Genomic DNA, 20,306 nt, shown 5'->3' on the forward strand with positions numbered 1-20,306 from the left:
CGGCGGGTCAACCGCCGATGGAGGCAGTCCTGACCTGCCCTTTCGAGGCAGGTCAGTCTGTCGCGTGATTCGCCGCATGCGACATGCATGCGGGTGAGCGCCGTACAGTCGACGGCGGCCCAGTACGCGTTACTCGTTTCCGGCCGTTTGCTGCTCGACCTGCTGCTCGACCTGCTGCTCGACCTGCTGCTCGACCTGCGGCGCGACGTCGGTCTGCGCTTCCGCGTTCGCCGGTTCCGGCGCTGCTGCTGCGGCCTCGGCCTGCAGCTCGGCCTTCGGCTGCTGCTGCGCGCCCTTGGACGATTGCGCCGCACCCTTACCGGGGCGGCGTGCCTTCAGCCGACGCGCCCGCGCGGCGTCATCATGCGTCACGCGCCCTGCTTCGTTGCCCTGCAGATCGACCCGCACTGCGTCTTCGACAAGGCACGACCAGTAGCGGTTGCCGCGGCACCACGTCGACATCGCTTCGCGCAGTTCGGCTTCATTGAGGCCCACGGCCTGAGCCTCGCGTGCGAGGTCGTCCCAGATGCCGACCTTGAGCGGTACTTTGGGGGCCGGATTCTTCGGGAACGCGCGCGGAAACTTCCGCTGCAGTTTGCCGATCGCAACGATGACCGGATCGACCGGCGCCGACGGCTTCGCCAAAGCGGGCTTCGCGCGGTGCTGCGCTTTGGCGCCGGCACCCGGTTTGGCCCCACGGACCGGCTGGTCGCCGGACTTCGGCTTCGCGCCGGCGTCCGTCGGCGCTGCAGGTCGCTTCGCGTTGCGCTCCTGCTTGGCCTTCGCTGCGAGCTGCGCCCGCAATTCGGCAAGTTGTTCAAAACCCATAAATTCAATCCACCAGGAATATAAGGTGTGGTTCGTGCGGCCATTCCGCGCGGCGCAAAAAGCTTCGCCGCCACGCGTGCGCCCCGTCTGCCGCCGATGCGGAACACTACGGGGCCGCATCGCGCACGCCACTCTGTTTTCAGGCACCCGGCCACGATGCCGGACAAGGCAGGAGGGAAGTATACCGGTACGCGCGACGGCCGGCTGACTCGTCGGTCTGCATTTGCTCGATCCAGCGTGCGGAAAATGCGTCCGCGCGGCCGTGTTGCGCATTATATGGATACGTTTCCGGAAGTCACGTCGTTCACAACCGTCGTCGAAAATCGGGCCAGTCACGAACGAAACGATCGGCGCGACGGCCGCCGCTGATCGTCACCCGACGCGTGGTGTTGCGCCTTGCGAAGCCGAAAACGATCGTGCTGCGCGAGCGCATCGCCGGCCAAGGCGACGATTCCGGATCGCGGACGGCGCCGTCGGCTGCATGCGAATCGGCGATCGCGGCAACGGAACGCACATGGCGATGGATCGACGCTGCCTGTCGTGACATCCCGGTACGCCCATCGACTGCACCGGACCCAGGCACGACTCGTTGCGTCCGCATCGATAGCGTGGCGTACGAAGATGCCGGAAAGTGCGTAGTATGGCCGGGTCAATGTCGTCGGCAACGGACCTTGGCCCGTTTGGCGGCGCCCCGGTCGGCGACATCCCTCTAGCCTGCTCAAAGAACCTGTTGTACGAAGCGGAGCGGATACATGGTTCTCCCACACGACATCCCGCACGACGGCATCACGCGCGAGGAGATTCACCATCGGCAGATCGACATGCGCGGCTATCGGCGCAGCGACGGCCTGTTCGAAGTGACGGCCAGCCTCGCGGACCGCAAGACCAGCGATTTCACGCCACCGGGCGGCACGCGGACGGTCGCTGCGCTGTCTCCGATCCACGATCTCGGCGTGACGCTGGTTTTCGACGTCGACATGGTCGTCCGCGCCGTATCCACGTTCATCCGGTCGCAACCACGGCCTATCAGACGATGGTCGGCGTGCGGCGGTCGTCGCTCGACGCCCGCGACCGAGAAGGCAAGCCGCTCAAGATCGACAGTTGCCATGCGTATGGCGCGTCGCGCGATCTCGTGAAACGTCTTTGGCCCGAATACCACCGGCCCGAGCCGGCGGCAAAAGGCAGCCAGGGTCCCGGCATTCGGCCGGTTCGGCGTCTGCAGGATCGGTGACGCGCATGGGTGCGTGCGTTGTCTGCACCGACCGGCGCCGCTGCTGCTGCCACTCCGAAAATCAGAAAACGCCCAGCGCAAGTCCCGCGGCAAGGCCCGCGCCGAGTTCGGCGCAGCGCGCACGATCATCGTCGTCGATCGTCTTCGGCGCGAGGATGCGCTCGGGCGTCTGCGCGTGAGTACAGACGATCAGGCCGGGCGCCACGTTCTTCAATCGCCAGCCGGTCGCGATCCGGTCGATCTGGCGCAGCGCGTTCTGTCCGTCGCTTCCCGCGCAGATCATTGCCGCGTACGGACGGCCATTCACGCGATCGAGCGCCGCGTAGTAGCAGCGATCGAAGAAGTCCTTCATCAGCCCGGACATCGACGCAAGATTCTCGGGCGTCGCAAACAGGTATGCGTCGGCGGCCAGCACATCGTCTGCGCTCGTCGCGTCCGCGCGCTGCAGCCTGACGTCGACGCCGGATTGCTCGCGCGCCGCATCGGCCGCCGCTTCGGCCATCTGTTGCGTGCCTCCGGTCATCGTGTGATAGACGATCAACAGCGTCTTCATTCGTAGTCGCTCGCGTCAGGCTTCAGGTGGGGCGGCGTATCACCGGTTTCCGTTGGATCGCCAGTGACCACGTGTGGGGGACGGTTGTGCGTTCGCTCTTGCGGATCAGTCGGTTTGCCGGCTCGGCAATGCCAGGCGTGTATTGATCGCGTGCATGACATCGACTTCGATTCGCGCATGATCTTCCTGATGTGCGGTCAATCCGGCGCGACGCATGATGCGTCGCCGTCGTCCTGACGCGCGTAGTACGCGAGAAACATGTCGGCAGCCGATTCCGCGACTTTCCGTTGCTCCGGCGCCGTGAGCGGCGGCTGGCCAATCGTCACCTGCGGCCAGAATGCAAATGCCTTCACGACACCATGCAACTGATGCGCGGCAAACACCGGATCGGTGATCGACAGGCGGCCGGCCACCGCTGCCGCACGCACCCAGACCGTCAGGTCTTCCTCGCGCTCGCCGAGGCGTTCGACCATGTCGCGCGCACGCTCCGGCGAATGGATGGCCGCGCCGATGGCGACGCGCGCAAGTGCAAGAAACGCATCGTCGCTCAGCAAGCGCAATTTGCGGTCCAGCAAGGCGAGCAGTTGCTCGCGCAGCGGGACGTCGGTGCGATAAGTCGGTGAACTCCCGGTTTGGGTCGCATCCCACAGCTTGTGCAGGATCGCGGCGAACAACGTTTCCTTGCCGGGAAAGTGGTTGTAGACCGTACGCTTCGACACGTCCGCGCGCGCAGCGATGCGATCCATGCTGGTTGCATCGTAGCCTGCAGCGAGAAATTCCTCGATAGCCGCGTCGATGATGGCCGCACGCTTTCGATCGGTCAGGCGTTGAGGGAGAGTGCTGGTATCCATACGGAAATTTTACACCGGGCAGTTTACTTACCCAGAAAATAAACTACACTCCCTAGTGTACTTTTATCTTCGAATGAACCGACATGGCATCGCCTCTTGTTTTGATTCACCGCATTCTGGGTTTTGCAGCCGCCAGGCGCGGACGCGCGCTGTCCGGCGGTTCGCCGCAACACAATGGCGAGCGCTTCAGCAATCTCGCGCCGCGTCCTGCCGAAGGTATCGGCAAGGCGCTCGGGATTGCCTGGAACATGCTGTTCAACAAGCCGAGCAATACCGTGCCGGCTGGCGCGCTGCCAGTCGATTTGCTGACCCGTGCACAGCTCGACGCGGCACCCGATCGCAGCCTGTACCGGCTTGGCCATTCGACGCTGCTGCTCAAGTTGCGTGGCGAATTCTGGCTGACCGATCCCGTGTTTGCCGAGCGTGCATCGCCGTTTCGGAATGTTGGCCCCAAGCGCTTCCATGCGCCGCCGATAGCGCTTGAAGATCTTCCGCCGCTGCGCGGCGTGATCCTGTCGCACGATCACTACGATCACCTCGACCGCGACACGGTGCTCGCGCTCGCGGCCACCACCGGCGTGTTCGTGACAACGCTGGGCGTCGGCGACCGCCTGATCGAATGGGGCATCGACGCGAAGAAGGTCCGTCAACTCGACTGGTGGCAGAGCGTCGACGTGGCCGGCCTGGCGCTGACCGCAACACCCGCGCAGCACTTCTCGGGGCGCAGCCTGTTCGACGGCAACAGCACGCTGTGGGCGTCGTGGGTCATCGTCGACGACGACCTGCGCATGTTTTTCAGCGGCGACACGGGCTACTTCGACGGGTTTCGTACGATCGGCGAGCGCCTCGGGCCGTTCGACGTGACGCTGATCGAAACGGGCGCATACGATGCGCAATGGCCGTACGTGCACATGCAGCCGGAAGAAACCGTTCAGGCGCACATCGATTTGCGCGGACGTTGGCTGATCCCGATCCACAACGGCACGTTCGATCTCGCGATGCATCGCTGGCAGGATCCGTTCGAGCGGGTAACGGCGCTGTCGATCGTGCGCGGCATCGAGTTGTCCACGCCCAGGATGGGCGAGCGCCTCGATCTCGACGAGCCGCATCGCGGCGAGCGGTGGTGGCGCACGGCAGACGAGCACGCGAACGCGCCGGCAGCAACGAAATCGCGCCGGTGGCAATTTTGCGCGTCGCAAGCGACGAAATAGATTCGCCTGTCGTGATGCCTTTCGTTCGGAAGCGCGGCGGTGCCGCGTTCTGGCCATGGCGTTTTCGGGGCATCTGGTCGTTGGCGGCTTGTCTGTCGATGCGATCACCCGAATCGGAAATGATGCACACGGCGCCGGCCCGACAGCTTCATTCAATAATATGGGGCACCGGTTGACCAGCCGCGACAGCAGGCTTCGGCAAATGCTGGCTGGTCCCATCTGCCAATTCGGCCGAAACCGTTGAGTGCCTAGCGACTGCCGTTTCGAATCTACGTTTCCATCGAAGGAAAGCGCCTACACACCGGATAGGCTGCATGATTGTCCACGGCTTCAGCCTCGTCGTTCAGGGCAAGAATCGGATAATTCGAGGGCGTTAACCTTATATCGACCACTCCAACCGCCTTCTGCTCGACAGATCGTTACGAGTCGACAGGTTCGCATGCAAGTTTAGATAGGCGGCTCAATCTTCCATCATTACTTCCACCAGCTCACCGACATGAGCGCGCAGAAGAATAGATGCGACCTCTCTGCTCAACCGATTTGCTGCGGCCGATGAGCCATCGGTCGGCTCCAGGAATTCCACAGCTCGTTGTATCGCGCGATGGGTGAAAAGCGTTGTCACGTGACAACTCGCGTTAAATGGTAGCGCTGGACATCAGATCAATGACTCGACGAGCCATCGTCATACACCGGACCAACACTCACTTGACGTTGTCTACGGTAGCGCCCCTCGGCTTGAAATGTATCAAAAATCACGAATGACGTATCAATCACAACAAAACTCACTGCCTGACTCCTAGCCGGCGTCAGTGGCGCATGAAAAAATCATGCGCCCCCAATTCCAAGGAGAATCGCGCCTGTTTTGCGTGAAACAGCATGAAGAATATGGCGCAAGCCATTGCTGGATAAGGGTTTCCGGCAACGCCCCATTTTTTGCAAATGTTTCACGATTCGACTTGTTTGTGCCGGCACACGGCCTTTGGCTACGGATTGCCGTCATTCCTGTGCCGTCTGTCGTCATGGCTGCGAATAGATACAGGATACGAAATGTGGGATACGGCATCGCGCCGGTTGTAGCACTGAAAGCACAGCGAACCTCGCACGCTCTCCTGTCGGACTATGCACGCACCAAGCCGGCGAGGGTCGCCCCATTAATTGGGGTCACATCACTCACATCGATAATCGTCTCCGCTTGAGTGCGGCTCACCAAGCGATCAGGGTATTCAGCCGCCATGAGAATGTCGGGACATCTTGGCCATCAGGACGGTCAAGATGAATGCCGCCTCAATCATCGGCGTTGCCTCTGACGACTGCGACTGCCGTCCTGCCGTCCTGCCGTCCTGCCGTCCTGCCGTCCTGCCGTCCTGCCGTCCTGCCGTCCTGCCGTCCTGCCGTCCTGCCGTCCTGCCGTCCTGCCGTCCTGCCGTCCTGCCGTTTTCTATGATGCCCGGACTGCCTTTGTTGTTACGTGACAACTTCCCGGACAACACAGATACCAACTGAACGTGGCGCCGGACATTACCTATAAATCCGATCCACCTTGATCTGCTTAATACATCCAGATTTGACCGATCAACACCGTTTCGAGAAGGTAGCAACGCCGTTGCGTTACATCCTAAGCCGCTTGTCACGTGACAACTCACCCTACAAGCACGCAATCGACCCACCCACTAGCTGGCCTATCGCGCGTTGCGAGAGCAACCGAAAGCGCACCTTCCGATCGAATCAACCTCTTCCTGTCGACACGTAACATCGGCTGCGACCAATTCCTGGCTACTTGTCACGTGACAACTACACCCTCAAGGACATTTGTGAACCGGCCAATCAGATTCGCAAGGGATTTTTGTTAGCACCAAAGGCAATGCCATCCCATAAGTGTCTACGTTCGAGTTTCATCATCGACACCAATGACCGTCGAATTTCCTTCAGCCCTTTTCACATTCTTCGCGACCGTAATCGACAATTTTATTTTTACTCGATCACTACTCACGATGGGCTCGTTAGCCGCTCGACCTACTTGTCACGTGACAACAACAACGATCTCCCAGATATGCATCACGTCGAACGCTTTTCTGGACATTTCGGTAACAACTGAATATATTACGCAAAACTCCTTGGAGGAATTTAATGGCTTTCAAGATCGCCGTCAGTAATCAAAAAGGTGGTACTGGGAAGACAACCATCTCCGTCAATATCGCGGCTGCGTTCGAGGCCGGTGGCAACAAGGTCGCGCTGATCGATGCCGACCCTCAAGGCACTTCCGTCCGATGGGTGACGAGCGGCGAGAACACCTTGCCAATGACGGTCCTTTCGCTGGCCCCCGCCGGTCGCGGCATCGGCGGCGAGATCAAGAAGCAGGACGCAAACTTCGACGTGATCGTCGTCGACTGTCCGGGCAACCTCGAAGATCCGCGCATCGCGTCCGTGCTCGAAGTCGCCGACTTCTGCCTCGTGCCGCTGTCACCGTCGCCCGCGGACCTGTACAGCACCGTCGCGATGATTCGCATGATCGAGTCGATGCGAGCCGTTCGTAACCCGAATCTTTCTTCCGCATTAATGCTGAATAGTGTTAATGGAAAAACTAAAATGCGTGAAGAAATTTTAAAAATTCTAAGAGCTGAAGAAATAGGAGAGCATTTGCTCGACAGCCAGATCGCGCAACGCGAGGTCTACCGTCAGACGTTCGCACTCGGTACCACGATCCATCATCACAATCGATACCTGAAGGGGCTGAAGGAAGCCCGCGCAGAAATCGAGAGGCTGGTCACGGAAATGGCCCAATACATCGCGTCGACGCGCGCTACCGGAGCCGCCCATGGCTAAGGACACATCGAAAGACAAGAAGCCGACCGGCAACCTGCATCTCGCGGCCGGCCTGTTGCGCGGGCTCGCGCAGGAAAACGCTGCACTTGAAACCCGCTTGCCCGAACCGCCGGCTGCACCGAATGTCGTCGACGCGACGCCCGCCGCCGTGCCCCCGGCCGCGGCCGCACCCGCCGGCACACCGGATCTTGGCGCGCCGCAGAAGGTGCTGGTCAAGGACTGCATCCCGAACCCGTTCAACCCGCGCGTGTTCTATTCGGAGTCGAGCCTGCACGAGCTCGCGCTGACGTTGAAACGGGAAGGGCAGATCGAGCCGATCAAGGTCACGCGGCTCCCGGAGTTTCCCGGCAAGCTCGTCGTGATCGACGGGCAACGCCGGCTGCGCGCGACGAGCATCAACGGCGACGAAATCATCAATGCCACGTTCCGCACGGACCACACGCCCGAGCAGCTCTATACGATCGCGTATCGGGCGAACCACGATCACGAACGCCAGACGATCTTCGACGATGCGGTCGCATGGAAGCGTCTCCTCGACGAGAAGGTCTTTCAGGACCAGAACACGCTCGCGGAGAAGATCGGCAAGGACAAGGCATCGATCAGCAAGACGCTGTCGCTCAACGCATTGCCCAACACGCTGCTGGAGCGGATGGCCAGCGCGAACGACGTGGTCGGCCTGCAGGCAGCGTACTTCCTGAAGCTGATCTTCGAGCGCCTGGGCGAACCGACGGCCGACCGGCTGCTCACGGCCGTAATCGACCGGAAGAAATCGGTCCGCGATCTCGAGAATTTCCTGCGTGCGCAGAGCGCCGACAACAAGAAAGCGGGGCGCACGCGCTACAGCGTTCGTCACGACTTCGCGCTCGAATCGCAAGCGATCGGCCAGTTGAAGACCTACCCGGACGGGCGTCTGGACCTGCAGCTCAAGGGCGTCGACACGTCCCACCAGGAAGCGCTCGCCGACAGGCTCAAGACCGTCATCGACGCCTACGTCGCCGAACTGGCAGCCGCCACGCAAAAGTAACTCGCCCAAGCAAAAGGCCTCGCATCCGCGTTGCGCCGCGAAACCGGACGATGAAGTCCGGCGCACGACGCCCTCCCGGTTGCGAGGCCTTGTTCAGTTGCTTGCGAGACTGCTTTTGAGCAGGAATTCCAGCAGGTCGTCCGAGGTCGGTTCGCCCCAGGTATCCAGCGCCAGCCATCGGAAAAAGCTGGTCTGCGCGAGCTTGCTCGCCTTCTTCTTCGGCGACAGCGTGAGATCCTTCGAGCCCGCCACCGTCTCGTTGTAGCGATCGATCAGCTTGGTCTGGTCGTCGATCTCCAGTTCGCGGAAATACGCGCCGGCTTCCTCTACCTTCGCCGCCAGATATTTGTCGCGAATCTGCTCCTGCTTGCTCTGCGCGGATTCCTTCGCCGGTGCGGCCGCTTCGGTTCCCTGCCCGTCGGCCAGCGTGTAGCCGTGCGTCAGCGCCTTGCGGAAGTATGCGGCCACGTTGTCGACCGGCGCCGCGTTCTTCTTCGTAGTCCGATTGAGCGTATAGGCAATCGCCGCCTTGATGCGCTGAACGCCGTATTGCGTGATCAGCCGGCGCGCTTCCGAACGCGGAATGCCGAACTTCGCAACCTCCTCGACCAGCGCTTCGTTCTTGACGTCGCCGTCTTCGACGGTATCGGCACTCTGCTTGCGCGTCACCTTGAACTGAACGGCTTCCACGCTGCGGCCAGACTTGTGTTCGATCAGCTCGAGCGTGTGATCCGATACTTCGTTCACCTCCTGAATGCACGGCACCAGGACCTTGCTCTTGAACAGCTTGTATTCCTTGTACGACTGCGACGCCTTGTCCTGGCCGAGAATGAGGTCACGGAATTTCGGCAGCGGAATCTTCGCGGTGATGCCGATCCCTTCGTAGCGCACCGTGTTTTCCCACAGCGCGAGCGAGTGCGAGCGCCGGAATTCGCGGGCGATCCGCATGTCGATCAGCGCGTAGATTTCCGGATTGAGCAGCTCGCTGCGAATCTGGTCGGAGAAGCTGTACTTCAGCACCGATTGCTCGAGCTCCGCGCCCGCGAGCAGGCCCGACGCTTTCCAGACCGTCGAACGGTCCGCGGCCAGGTAGTCCCAGTTGACGACGGTACTGATCAGCGAGTTGACCGTGTCCTTCACGTACTTCGTGTTGTTGCTGTTCAACCCGCTCTCGTGCGAAAGCGAGGCGATCGAGATCGAGAAACTCGTCCGGCCCGGCTCGAACGCCTCCTGCCGAAGCGCGTTCTTGATCAGCGAGCTGAACATCTTGCGCTGCTGCAGACCGATCTTTCCCGACTTGGGCGCGATATGAATCGCCTGGACCGCCTTGCGCAGCAAGTCGGGAGGCTCCGGTGTCTGAAACAGTGAAACCTGTTTGTCTGAGCCTTTGCTTGCGGGCTTGCGCGGCATCGTGATGTCCGGATAAGGTGACCTTGTTGAGAGCGGACTTTATACCTTCTCACGCCACAGGGCAACGCCCTTGCTCCAGCATCACTTGCAATATCACGGCTAACTTTTTGATAAAAAAGGGAAATTCACGATGAAGTAATCTTCGCGGGGCCCCATATCCATCTACCTTTTGGCCAAAATTCCTCCCAAAAGAAGCTACCTTTCGTGTCCGGCTACAGACACCCGGCACGAGATTTGCCCCAGGGAAGGTACCCATCCATGGGGGCAAACGAGCGGAATCGCGATCGACGACCGGATTCGTGGTGCCTTGCAGCACGCGGGTATTTTTCTCCCATAACTTGCTACCTTCATTGACTCCCATGAAAGGCTACCTGTCGGCAGTCTTCGACATGGCCGATTGCGTTACTTTCGGCCTCGAACGGAGAAATCGCTCCCATAAACGGCAACCATTTGGTTATCCCATAAAAGGCTACCTGTCCGCGACGTCGATCCTGCCTATGGGAGCAGCCAGCAGAGGGGTCCCGGTGAAACATACTCGACCGGCCCGATCGACCACCCATAAACGGTTACCATAGAGAGACACCATAAACGGCTACCCGAAAAAAATCGCTGTGCACGCAAGCACTTACGGATCAAAAAAAACGCCCCATAAAAGGCTACCTTCCTGCGTTCCCATAGACGGCTACCCAACTCGGGTTCATGCTGATTTCCCATAACCGGGTACGCTTGCCCCATATCCACAGCCCCGATTCCCCACAACGCGGTACCCAAAACCCCAAATCCACAGACCTGAAACCCCAAACCCTTCCACCTATGCTCCCATAAATGGGTACCGAACACCGATCAAACCCTTGTGGGATAAGGCTCTGAGCCGTCTAAAAGTAGTTAAAGAAGTAAACGTGGTTTACCAAAGATGTAAACACACATGTGCGGCCGCAGAAAAACAAGCCCCATAAACCGCTACCCATAGGACCCGTCCGCGGTCCACCAAGTGTTTCGATGCTTCGATTCAGCCCTGCTGGACAGCGGCCTGACGCCTCGTTTCACCAAGGCCGCAAGCCCGACAAGGCTTTCCGGAGAGGTGAGTGCCCACTCACAAACACCTAAAAGTAGAAACCTATGGGAGGAAATCGGGCAGAAATCACCGGTTTCCGCATTCAGGTTCCCATCTATGGGATCGAAAAGCCGGGACAGCGATGGTCCGTACTCCTGTGATCGACGGGCAAATCGGATCGGCGCCCGAACGCACGGACATCGTCAGATTCACCCACGGAAGTTCGAAATCATCCTGGACGGCACGCGAATGGTTTTTTGTACTCATGCTTCCCGGTCTGCAGACAAGTTTTTTGCCGGTCGCCTGTCGATGCTTCTCGTCACATTTAGCCTGTGGACCGTGCACAGAGGAAATAGACGCGGCTTGCATCCCCGCCCTGAGGTCCCGCAACTTTCTACCTTTGGATCGACCGAAGAGTAACGCTGTGCACTTGGATGGCAATGAGAGGGCAACACCGCCTCCCGGAAGCAAGAGTAGTCTCCGCTTCATCAGGCCGCACAGGTCGCCGGCTCCTGGGCCGATCTCGTGAAAGTGACGAGCCAACGTGAAGATGCAGTCGTTGAAGAAACTCACCGCAAACGAATTCGGGCAACGATCCCGAACATTCTCACCGTCAGAAGCTTCCTGGTCCCGTAAAAGCTCACCGACAACGCGTCCCACAGGTATATACAAGCTGTGCAGCCGCGGCATCCGCAAGGGATACGGGGCGGCCAAAATCGTCGAATGGAAAATCTGTGGCCTGCGCGCGCGTTGCCTGAAGTGTCCATGAGCAGAGTCGGGCTGGCTGACAAGCCTTGTCGCGGCATCAACACTACGCGCAACGTGTGCCGGACGAGTATCGCAACGCGTGTGCGGTTCCCCCACGCATTCGCGAGGGGGCCGGTCAATGTCTTCACCCTCCACCGAGCGTCAACCCATTTCGCTACACACACCAGACGACGATGAGCTTCACCGGCCAAGGTAACCATGCACGTCGCCTTCCGGTGTGGTAACGCGAGACGATCGCATCGATCACCGGACGAACCGAATCGTGGTCGTTTATGGGAGAACCCGTCTCTGAAGCCGCGTCGAGCGGCAACTTTGCACACAGATCGACAACTCCTGCGGTGATGGCGCTTCGTGTGATGAAGGTCACGGCAAGCATGAGCGTGTTGCTAACACCACCTATGAAACAACCATCTGCATGCGAGCAAGACACGACGATACGAATGTCATCGGAATCGCAATCTCGCATCACGCCATGTAATCGATCTTCATCACCGAAGCGTGCTGTACGTCCGACGTTTCCACTGCCTCGACCACGCGACCTTCACGCGTGCCGAAACGCGATATACCGTCCCTGCCAGCTCCGCGCGACGGTAGACCGACGTCCACGTGTTCTCCCATACGTGTATCCCCAACTCTGTTTGCACGTTGGCGCCACATTTTTCACGACGCGGTTATGATGCACAGGTCCCGATCACGACATGACGACCGATCAGGACAGGGGCGGTATCTCGATGGTCTTTCCAACCGTGATAATCATCAGAAAAGAGAGTTCAGCGATGCGAATCCAGATCAGAAAACTCACGCTGGCTGCTACCGCAGCCGCGTTCCTGTTCGGCTCGGCAGTTCCTGCATTTGCCCAGACCGACGCCGCCAGTGCGCCTGCTGCACAGGACGCCAAGGCGGCGAAGAGCCAGGCACGCAAGGCGGCCAGGGCTCAACGCAAAGCGGAGCGCAAGGCTGCGCGCGCGAAAAACACCGCCGAGCTGAAGAAGCTCGAAGACGCCGGTTACAAGCCGTCGGCCAACGACCCGAACTATCCGCAAAACCTGCAGAACGCGGAGAAGAAAGCCGCCGGCGCCAGCCAGTAAGCGCCGTTCGGCGGCAAGCCGTGGTACGATCTGCGGCTTGTCGCGTGCATCGCGGTCACGCGATGCACGTCAAAAGCGGTATGCCGCTCATGAACGAGCGCAAACTCGATCTGTGCATTTGCGCAATTTGATTCGGAATCCTGCATTGAATGGCGGGCATGACCGGCAGGTCGATGCGGTCAGTGCTGCTCGCCCGATGCGGCTGCGTTTCCCGTCACCTTCAGCCAGTCCTTGAATGCACGCACCGCATCGTCATCCGCGCGCGCGGATGCCACGTACGTGAAGTAGCGCCACGGCGGCAGCGCCGGTTCGCTGAACGGCTGCACGAGCCGGCCTTCGGCGATGTCGTCCGCGACGAGCGCGATCGGCCCCATCGCGACGCCGAGCCCATCGAGTGCGCCTTGCAGCGTCAGGTAGAAATGCTCGAGCGTGAGCGAATGTCGCGGCACGAGATTCGGATGCCCGGCCGCCGCGAGCCATTCGGGCCACATGCCGGGATAGGTCGCCGCGTGCAACAGCGTGAAGCCGGCGAGATCGGCGGGCGTATGCAACGGCCGGCCTTCCAGCAACCTCGGCGCACACACCGGCAGCCGGACTTCGGACAGGAATTCCTCCGCGATGTAACCGTCGGTGGCCTGCGGGCCGCCTCGAATGATCAGGTCGACCTTGTCGCGCAGCTTCTCGATCGGCTCGTTCGACGTCGACAGCCGTACCTCGATCGTCGGATGGGCGACCTGGAACGACGACAACTTCGGCACGAGCCAGCGCAACGAAAACGTCGCGGGCGCGCTGACGCGCAGTACGCGCTGCTGCGCGTGGCCGAAGTGCTGCGCGGTGGCGAGCGCGATCCGGTCGAACGATGCACCGACCTCGGCGAGATACGCGCGGCCGGCGTCGGTCAGTTCGACCCGCCGGTTGTGGCGTTCGAATAGCGGGCGTCCGAGCCACGCCTCCAGTTGCTGCACGTGCCGGCTGATCGCGCCATGCGTCACGCACAGCTCGTCGGCGGCAAGCGTGAAGCTGCCGAGTCGAGCGGCTGCTTCGAACGCGCGCAGCGAATTCAACGGAGGGAGACGTCGGGCCATTGCGTCGTTTCGCGTGAAATTTTCTCACGCGATAGTTCAGGTTTAATCGTTTGATCGGGCGATCCAGCTGCGCCAATATGGCACACAAACGGCCGGCCCGGCCGAACGAGTGTCTGAATTTCTCACATGGAGTGCGAAGCATGCCGAACGTGGTGGTCGTGGGTGCCCAATGGGGCGACGAAGGCAAGGGGCGCGTTGTGGACTGGCTGGCGGTTCAGGCCGACCTCGTCGCACGCTACAACGGCGGCCACAACGCGGGTCATACGCTGGTCGTCGGCGGCAAGACGTACAAGCTCGCGCTGCTGCCGAGCGGCATCGTGCGCGGCAAGCGCGGCGTGATCGGCAACGGCGTGGCGCTCGATCCGGAAGCGCTGCTCGCGGAGATCGCGCGGATGGCCGAGCTCGGGCTGTCGGTGACGCCGGACAACCTGTCGATCGCCGAGAACGCGACGCTGGTGCTGCCGATTCACCGTGCGATCGACCAGGCACAGGAGCGCTTGCGCCGCGAACCGATCGGTACCACGCTGCGCGGGATCGGGCCGGCCTACGAGGACAAGGTCGGGCGCCGCGGGCTGCGCGTCGGCGATCTCGCGGAACCCGGCCGGCTCGCCGACAAGCTCGACGTGCTCGTCGACCATCACAACGCGTGGTTCCGTGGCCTGGGGCTCGACGAATGGTCGCGCGACGCGATGCTGGCGACGCTCGTCGACCTCGCGCCGAAAATCCTGCCGTTCGTGCGTCCCGTCTGGGCCGACCTCAACGACGCGACCGATCGCGGCGAACGCATCCTGTTCGAGGGTTCGCAGGCTGTAATGCTGGACATCGACTGGGGCACGTATCCGTTCGTGACGTCGTCGGGCACCGTCGCATCTGCGGCAGCGGCCGGCACGGGCCTCGGCGCGTCGAAGCTGGGCCACGTGCTGGGCGTGACCAAGGCGTATGCGACGCGTGTCGGCGGCGGCCCGTTCCTCACCGAGCTGACCGACGCAACCGGCGAAACGCTGCGTGCGCGCGGGCAGGAATTCGGCGTCAACACCGGCCGGCCGCGACGCTGCGGATGGCTCGATGCCGCGCAGTTGCGCCAGGCGGTCAGGATCTCGGGCATCGATTCGCTGGCGCTCACCAAGCTCGACGTGCTCGACGGCTTCGAGTCGATCGAGCTGTGCGTCGGCTACGAACTCGACGGCGCGCGGGTCGATCATCTGCCTGCGAGCCTCGATGCGCAGTCGCGCGCGAAGCCGGTCTACGAACGGTTCGATGGCTGGCATGGCACCGTGAAGGGCGTGTGCGAGCGTACGGCGCTGCCGCGCGCGGCGCAGGATTTCATCGCGCGCATCGAAGCGGTCGCGGGCGCGCCGGTATCGATAATCACGACCGGTGCGGAGCGCGACGACACGATCGTGTTGCGTAATCCGTTCGATGAGGCGGCCGCCGCGTAACGTGCCGTCGATGGCGTAAATTGCGGATCGGCATCGTGGTCGCCGGGTAGTTTTTGCCGACCCGATGCCGTTCGCGTGCCGGCGTGTTCGACCGCGGATACGCGCAGCCCGGACGCGGTGCGAAGGGCAGGTCAGCGACACGATTCGGCGTCTGGATCACGCCGCACACGGCGAACTGGACACGCCTGCAGCGCTGCTGTACTGTTCCGCACAATTCGCGCCAGACCGGCCTGCGCCGGAGCCGCTGGCACCACGGCCGCACGGCGGCGCGCCGTGATCTCAATCCCGGGGACAGGCCGATGGACACGTTACAGATGATGCGCATTTTCGTCCGGGTCGCGGAGGAGGGCAGCTTCACGAGCGCGGCCCAGCGCCTGGACATCACGACGGCATACGCATCGCGTTCGGTCGCGCAGCTCGAAACGCATCTGCGCACGCGTCTGCTCAACCGCAGCACGCGCCGCATCGCGCTGACCGACGCAGGGCAGCGCTATCTCGATCGTTGTCAGCGCATCCTCGGTTATATCGACGAAGCGGAAGCCGAGGCGGCGGACGCACAGGCGAAGCCGTCCGGACGGCTGCATGTTCACGCGACGACGAGTTTCGGCCAGGCCTATGTGGTGCCCGCGGTCGTGCGCTACCGGCAGCGCTATCCGTCGGTCGCGGTCGAGCTGACGCTGTCGCAGCACGTGCCCGACATCATCGACGAAGGTTACGACGTGTCGCTGCAGTTGAGCACGACCGAGTTGCCCGATTCGGGGCTCGTGTCGCAGCGGCTCGGCGAGGTGCACAGCGTGCTGTGCGCGTCGCCCGCGTATCTGCAGGAGCGCGGCACGCCGCGCACGGTGCGCGAGCTCGAAGGGCATGCGTGCCTGCAGATCGTCACGCCGGTGTTTCCGCGCGATCGCTGGCATCTCGATGGCCCGGACGGTCACGAGACGTTCGACCTGCCGTTGCCCGATTTCCAGGTGAACATCGCCGATGCGCTGGGTGCCGCACTGCGCGCCGGCCTCGGGATCGGCTCGTTGCCGATGTCGTCCGCACTGCCCGCGCTCGCGAGCGGTGCGCTGGTGCGCGTGCTGCCCGAATACCGGTTGCAGAAGCTGACGGTCTATACGCTGTACGCGTCGCGTCAGTATCTCGACGCGAAGATTCGCACGTTCGTCGATTTCCTGCGCGAATGCGTGCCCGAAATGCTGTCCGCCGATGAGGCCGCGCTGGACGCGTCCTGCAAATCCTGAGTCAGCACTGCCGCTGTTCGTATGCGCGCTTTGCTCCGGAAAGCAAAATAATATGTAATCCTGTATTTAAGGCGGACGTTAGCGATGCGATCGCCCGGGTAAACGATGCCCCAGGAAACCGGCACTCCTTATGAAATCGCTTGCTTTCGATATCGAACAGCGTTGGTTCGATGCGCGGCGCCAACCTCCTGGAACGACATGGCAGATCGGCGATTCACAACCCGCCGCCGACTCCTTCATGCCGGCCCGGGCGCCGCCGCGCAGACGGTACCCGGCAAACAAAAACGCCACGGACTTTCGTCCGTGGCGTTTTTGTTTGCGCCGGCTTATCGCGAGCACGTCGATCGCGTATTACTGCGGCTTCGCCCACAGCGTGCGGCCGAAGAACGTCAACGTGCGATCCCACGCGATTTGCGACCACACCGGATCGAACTGCGTGCCGGAGATGCGGCCGGGGCCGACGGCCGTTTCGTTCGCGAATGCGTGATGTGCGAGATAGCGATGGAATTCGACACCGACCTGCGCATCGGTCAGCTTCTTTTCCAGCGCGTCGACCTGGTCGATCGCGAAGAATGCATCCTGCTTGGCCCAGTGGCCCATCAGCGGCACCTTGAGCTTTGCCGGATCGAGGTAGTCGAGCGGCGGGAAGCCGTACCACGTGACGCCCGCGTCCGCGTCGGCGAACTGCAGCGACAACAGCGTCAGCGCACCGCCCATGCAGAAGCCCGTCACCGCAACGCGCGGAGCCAGCGTCTTCAGATATGTGACGGCGCCGGGAATGTCCTGCGATGCGGCGTCGCCGAAATCGAGGCCGGTCATCAGGTGGTGTGCCTCTTCTTCCTCGACCGTCGACTTGCCGCGATACAGGTCAGGCACGAGCGCGAAGTAGCCGCAGCGCGCGAGGCGATCCGCGACGCCGCGGATCTGGTCGTTCAGCCCCCACCATTCCTGGATGACGACGACCGCGGGTGCGCCTTCGGTCTTTTCCGGCCTGGCGAGATAGCCCTGAAGTTCCTGGCCGTCCGGGCGGCGAAACGTGATCGTGGAACCGGATGTTTGAGACATGAAACCGCTCCTTTTCGGAAAATTCGATGAGTGCGGCATCGGGGCGGCCAGCGGGCGCGGTGACGATCGGGCATGCCGGGCGTCGTGGTTTCGCTCGCGTCCGTTTCGGCCGACACCGACCACGCGGCCATTCTATGCGCAAACGCCTGTTGTCTGCGTGAACGGCGCCACGCGGCGCGCGATCGACGGTCGCGATCCGGTCACGGAGCGGATCACCGAAAAGCAAACACCCCGCTCATCGGGGGCGGGGTGTTTCGTTTGCCGCGCGCTGATCGGAACGCGCCGTGTGCGTCGGGCTTACTGGCCGAAATACACGGAGTCGCGGCCATCCTGCTTGACCGCAATTGCGCGGCCGGCACGCATGCCTGCCGCGGCTTGTGCGCCGTAGCCGGTTTCATCGGCGTTCGTTATGCGGGCCTGTGCCGTCTGCAGCGCGCGGGGGTAGTACTGATCGGAGACTTCGGGCTTGTAGCCGGCCTGTTCGAGCTGGACGAGTTCCGCGCGCACCTGGGCACGCGTCAACTGGCCCGACGGGTTCGATTGTGCGAATGCGCCGTACGAGGCGGACAGGACGGTGGCGGCGACGACAGCGTAGATGAACGACTTCATGATGACCTCCGGTCTTGTTGATTTCGCGCTTCGCTTGTTGCGTTCAGCGGTTGATTGCATCGTAGCGATCGCGGTACCGGTCGGAAATACGCGTTCCAGCGAATAATTATTGCAACTGGGTAAACGATCCGTGGGGATTGGCGTTTTTGTCTGGTGGTTGCAGGCATGCCGGAGGGCTGTCGGCTCGCGCTGCATGGGGGCAACGCGCAGCCATTCAGGTCCTGAGGTGATCGATCGGCCGGTGGTCGCATGATGATCAATTGAATCGCATTCCGAAGTATCTGGGCGAAATGGTCTGCATATCTCATGCATTTCCGCGTCACTCGGTCAGGACTGCATGACGCTTCCGGTATTCGGCGGGCGCAATCCCGACGTGCCGGGTGAACGAGCGCCTGAGCGTATCGACATTCGCGAAGCCGCATTTCGCGGCGACCTGTTTCGGCGTGTCGTGTCCGATCTCGAGCTAGTGGCGGGCCGCCGTGTTGCAGGTGCGCCTGTTTTTCGCCGGAGATGCGCAGCGTTACCGTCTCGGCGTCAATTTCAATCGGATTCCGGTGAACCCGTCCGAGTGTCCGTTCAACAGCTGTCACCGTGACGGCGCGATGCGTACCGACGGCAATCTCGGCGGCACGCCGTCGTACTGGCCCAACAGAAAAGGTGTGTGGACGGATCGGCCGTAGTTGAACGAATTGCCGCTTGAACTCGATGGTGCTGCCGCGCACTGGGATCACCGCGTCGACGCTTGGAGACGTTGCCCTCGCAAGCGGAACAGGCGTAGCGGCCACGCTCCGTCGAAGCGTGCTCGAAAACGCTTCGCAGGCATCGCTGCGGGCAGAATTGACTTAATTCAGTAAAAAAGTTGTTACGTGACAATCATCGGATGTTTCTTTGACTTTATATACTGAAGAAATACATCCCCTCACCCAGGCGAATCTTCGATTCGCGACCGCCGGAATCTGCCCCCAGACAGCAGGCCCACATCCGCTTCCTTCGCCGACGCCTGACGGACAGGCCACAACGGCTCGCACAACCCACTCCCACAAGTCTTAGGCAAAACGCCTATAATGATTGGGCAAATTGCCGGAGAGAGGCCATGAGCACCATTGCATTCCATCCTTCGGGCGTCACACATCCGCGTCAGGCCGAATTCACGATTCTCGAGCAGTTGCTGGCGATCCGCGTCCGATCGGGCGCCGATCTTGCCGATCTGGCGAGCGCACGCGTCGACGTCTCGGTGATCGACCGGCTGTCGGAGCGCGGGCTGAAATCGGACGAACTGGCCTTCATCATCCCGCGCCGTACGCTGAGCCACCGTCGCCAGGCGCACGAACGCCTGTCGCCGGAGGAATCCGACAAGGCGATCCGCCTCGCGCGCATTGTCGCGCAGGCGACGGCCACGTTCGGCGACCAGGACAAGGCGATGGCGTGGCTGCGCAACGGGCTGCAGCGCTTCGGCGGCCGCACGTCGCTCGACATGGCGAGCACTGAGCATGGCGCGCGGCTCGTCGAAGAGGTCCTCACGCAGATCGACGAGGGGTACTTCGCTTGACGGCGCTGTGGCGGATCAGCAATTACGCCGACCTGAAAGGCATCGGCGGGTTGCGCGCCGGCGGGCGCTGGCATTTTGCCGGACAGCCCGTCGTGTATCTCGCCGAGCATCCGGCGCTCGCGCTGCTCGAGACGCTCGTGCATTTCGAAATCGCTACCGTTGCGCAATTGCCGAGCGGATACCAGTTGCTTCGTATCGAGGTGCCGGAATCGGTGGACGTCGCCGAGATCGCAGAAGGCGACGCGCCGGACGACTGGCGAACGAACGTCGACTGGACCCGCAGCGCCGGCACCGAATGGCTGCAAATGCAGCCGAGCGCGCTGCTGCGCGTCCCGAGCGTCGTCGTGCCGCACGCGCACAACTTCCTGCTGAATCCGCTGCATCCGGCCGCGTCCGAGATTCGCGTCGCGGAAGTCATGCAATCGCCGTACGACACCCGAATTCTGCGGCTGATCGAGTCGAAGCCGGGCGAATAGA

At 61.8% G+C, this 20,306-nt stretch carries 17 protein-coding genes and 2 pseudogenes; 10 read left to right on the forward strand and 9 right to left on the reverse strand.

Going from position 1 to position 20,306, the window contains the following annotated elements; genetic code table 11:
- Positions 1-129: 129 nt before the first annotated feature.
- Positions 130-828 carry a ProQ/FinO family protein gene (locus DM992_RS35115; protein WP_111020859.1) on the reverse strand — a complete coding sequence of 233 codons (699 nt, stop codon included), beginning with the start codon at positions 826-828 and terminating at the stop codon, positions 130-132.
- Between the two features lie 752 nt (positions 829-1,580).
- On the opposite strand from DM992_RS35115, the pseudogene DM992_RS35125 reads away from it, so the two are divergent.
- Positions 1,581-2,059, forward strand: a pseudogene (locus tag DM992_RS35125) (DUF2889 domain-containing protein).
- Between the two features lie 61 nt (positions 2,060-2,120).
- Here the strand turns inward: DM992_RS35125 and DM992_RS35130 are convergent.
- Positions 2,121-2,612: an NAD(P)H-dependent oxidoreductase gene (locus DM992_RS35130; RefSeq protein ID WP_111020861.1), complete on the reverse strand. Its 492-nt coding sequence runs from the start codon at positions 2,610-2,612 to the stop codon at positions 2,121-2,123.
- 197 nt (positions 2,613-2,809) lie between these two features.
- Entirely contained in the window at positions 2,810-3,463 is a 654-nt protein-coding gene (locus tag DM992_RS35135; RefSeq protein WP_111020862.1) for a TetR/AcrR family transcriptional regulator, read from the reverse strand.
- An 83-nt stretch (positions 3,464-3,546) separates the two neighbouring features.
- Here DM992_RS35135 and DM992_RS35140 point away from each other — a divergent pair, with 83 nt between their 5' ends.
- The 3 genes from DM992_RS35140 to DM992_RS35155 all read left to right on the forward strand — a co-directional run bounded on the left by DM992_RS35140 (position 3,547) and on the right by DM992_RS35155 (position 8,521).
- On the forward strand, positions 3,547-4,674 hold the full coding sequence (locus tag DM992_RS35140) for an MBL fold metallo-hydrolase (RefSeq protein ID WP_111020863.1): 1,128 nt from the start codon (positions 3,547-3,549) through the stop codon (positions 4,672-4,674).
- Between the two features lie 2,127 nt (positions 4,675-6,801).
- Positions 6,802-7,497, forward strand: a complete 696-nt coding sequence (locus tag DM992_RS35150) for a ParA family protein (RefSeq protein ID WP_006759638.1) — start codon at positions 6,802-6,804, stop codon at positions 7,495-7,497.
- On the forward strand, positions 7,490-8,521 hold the full coding sequence (locus tag DM992_RS35155) for a ParB/RepB/Spo0J family partition protein (RefSeq protein ID WP_111020864.1): 1,032 nt from the start codon (positions 7,490-7,492) through the stop codon (positions 8,519-8,521). Before DM992_RS35150 ends, DM992_RS35155 begins: the two co-directional genes overlap by 8 nt.
- 93 nt (positions 8,522-8,614) lie before the next feature.
- On the opposite strand, the gene DM992_RS35160 is transcribed toward DM992_RS35155, so the two are convergent.
- Together DM992_RS35160 and DM992_RS42025 are read right to left on the reverse strand one after the other, a co-directional pair.
- The gene (locus DM992_RS35160) at positions 8,615-9,931 is read right to left on the reverse strand and encodes a replication initiation protein (RefSeq protein WP_072440344.1); all 1,317 of its coding nucleotides are present in this window, start codon (positions 9,929-9,931) and stop codon (positions 8,615-8,617) included.
- 1,976 nt (positions 9,932-11,907) lie between these two features.
- On the reverse strand, positions 11,908-12,129 hold the full coding sequence (locus DM992_RS42025) for a hypothetical protein (protein WP_162631810.1): 222 nt from the start codon (positions 12,127-12,129) through the stop codon (positions 11,908-11,910).
- A gap of 400 nt (positions 12,130-12,529) precedes the next feature.
- Here DM992_RS42025 and DM992_RS35165 point away from each other — a divergent pair, with 400 nt between their 5' ends.
- A complete protein-coding gene (locus tag DM992_RS35165) occupies positions 12,530-12,841 on the forward strand; it encodes a DUF4148 domain-containing protein (protein ID WP_111020865.1) in 312 nt (103 codons plus the stop codon).
- Between the two features lie 179 nt (positions 12,842-13,020).
- Here DM992_RS35165 and gcvA read toward each other — a convergent pair whose 3' ends face one another.
- Positions 13,021-13,926, reverse strand: a complete 906-nt coding sequence (gcvA, locus tag DM992_RS35170) for a transcriptional regulator GcvA (RefSeq protein ID WP_111020866.1) — start codon at positions 13,924-13,926, stop codon at positions 13,021-13,023.
- A 140-nt stretch (positions 13,927-14,066) separates the two neighbouring features.
- On the opposite strand from gcvA, the gene DM992_RS35175 reads away from it, so the two are divergent.
- The gene (locus DM992_RS35175; protein WP_111020867.1) at positions 14,067-15,365 is read left to right on the forward strand and encodes an adenylosuccinate synthase; all 1,299 of its coding nucleotides are present in this window, start codon (positions 14,067-14,069) and stop codon (positions 15,363-15,365) included.
- 299 nt (positions 15,366-15,664) lie between these two features.
- The gene (locus DM992_RS35185) at positions 15,665-16,606 is read left to right on the forward strand and encodes a LysR family transcriptional regulator (RefSeq protein WP_111020868.1); all 942 of its coding nucleotides are present in this window, start codon (positions 15,665-15,667) and stop codon (positions 16,604-16,606) included.
- A 351-nt stretch (positions 16,607-16,957) separates the two neighbouring features.
- Here the strand turns inward: DM992_RS35185 and DM992_RS35190 are convergent, their stop codons facing one another.
- From DM992_RS35190 to DM992_RS35200, 3 genes and pseudogenes are all read right to left on the reverse strand, one after another.
- Positions 16,958-17,671 carry a dienelactone hydrolase family protein gene (locus tag DM992_RS35190; protein ID WP_111020869.1) on the reverse strand — a complete coding sequence of 238 codons (714 nt, stop codon included), beginning with the start codon at positions 17,669-17,671 and terminating at the stop codon, positions 16,958-16,960.
- Positions 17,672-17,968: 297 nt separating this feature from the next.
- The gene (locus tag DM992_RS35195; RefSeq protein ID WP_111020870.1) at positions 17,969-18,280 is read right to left on the reverse strand and encodes a DUF4148 domain-containing protein; all 312 of its coding nucleotides are present in this window, start codon (positions 18,278-18,280) and stop codon (positions 17,969-17,971) included.
- Between the two features lie 319 nt (positions 18,281-18,599).
- Positions 18,600-18,761 (reverse strand): annotated as a pseudogene (locus tag DM992_RS35200) (helix-turn-helix domain-containing protein); the annotation flags it as partial.
- A gap of 7 nt (positions 18,762-18,768) precedes the next feature.
- On the opposite strand from DM992_RS35200, the gene DM992_RS42470 reads away from it, so the two are divergent.
- The 3 genes from DM992_RS42470 to DM992_RS35215 all read left to right on the forward strand — a co-directional run bounded on the left by DM992_RS42470 (position 18,769) and on the right by DM992_RS35215 (position 20,305).
- The gene (locus DM992_RS42470; RefSeq protein WP_343212489.1) at positions 18,769-18,960 is read left to right on the forward strand and encodes a catalase; all 192 of its coding nucleotides are present in this window, start codon (positions 18,769-18,771) and stop codon (positions 18,958-18,960) included.
- A gap of 413 nt (positions 18,961-19,373) precedes the next feature.
- The gene (locus DM992_RS35210) at positions 19,374-19,829 is read left to right on the forward strand and encodes an antitoxin Xre/MbcA/ParS toxin-binding domain-containing protein (protein WP_111020871.1); all 456 of its coding nucleotides are present in this window, start codon (positions 19,374-19,376) and stop codon (positions 19,827-19,829) included.
- The gene (locus DM992_RS35215; protein ID WP_111020872.1) at positions 19,826-20,305 is read left to right on the forward strand and encodes an RES family NAD+ phosphorylase; all 480 of its coding nucleotides are present in this window, start codon (positions 19,826-19,828) and stop codon (positions 20,303-20,305) included. The genes DM992_RS35210 and DM992_RS35215 overlap by 4 nt, the downstream gene beginning before the upstream one ends.
- The last annotated feature ends 1 nt before the right edge of the window (position 20,306 follow it).

Origin of the sequence: Burkholderia sp. JP2-270 (genome assembly GCF_003233675.1) — a bacterium.
In the GTDB taxonomy this organism is placed as follows: domain Bacteria; phylum Pseudomonadota; class Gammaproteobacteria; order Burkholderiales; family Burkholderiaceae; genus Burkholderia; species Burkholderia pyrrocinia_C.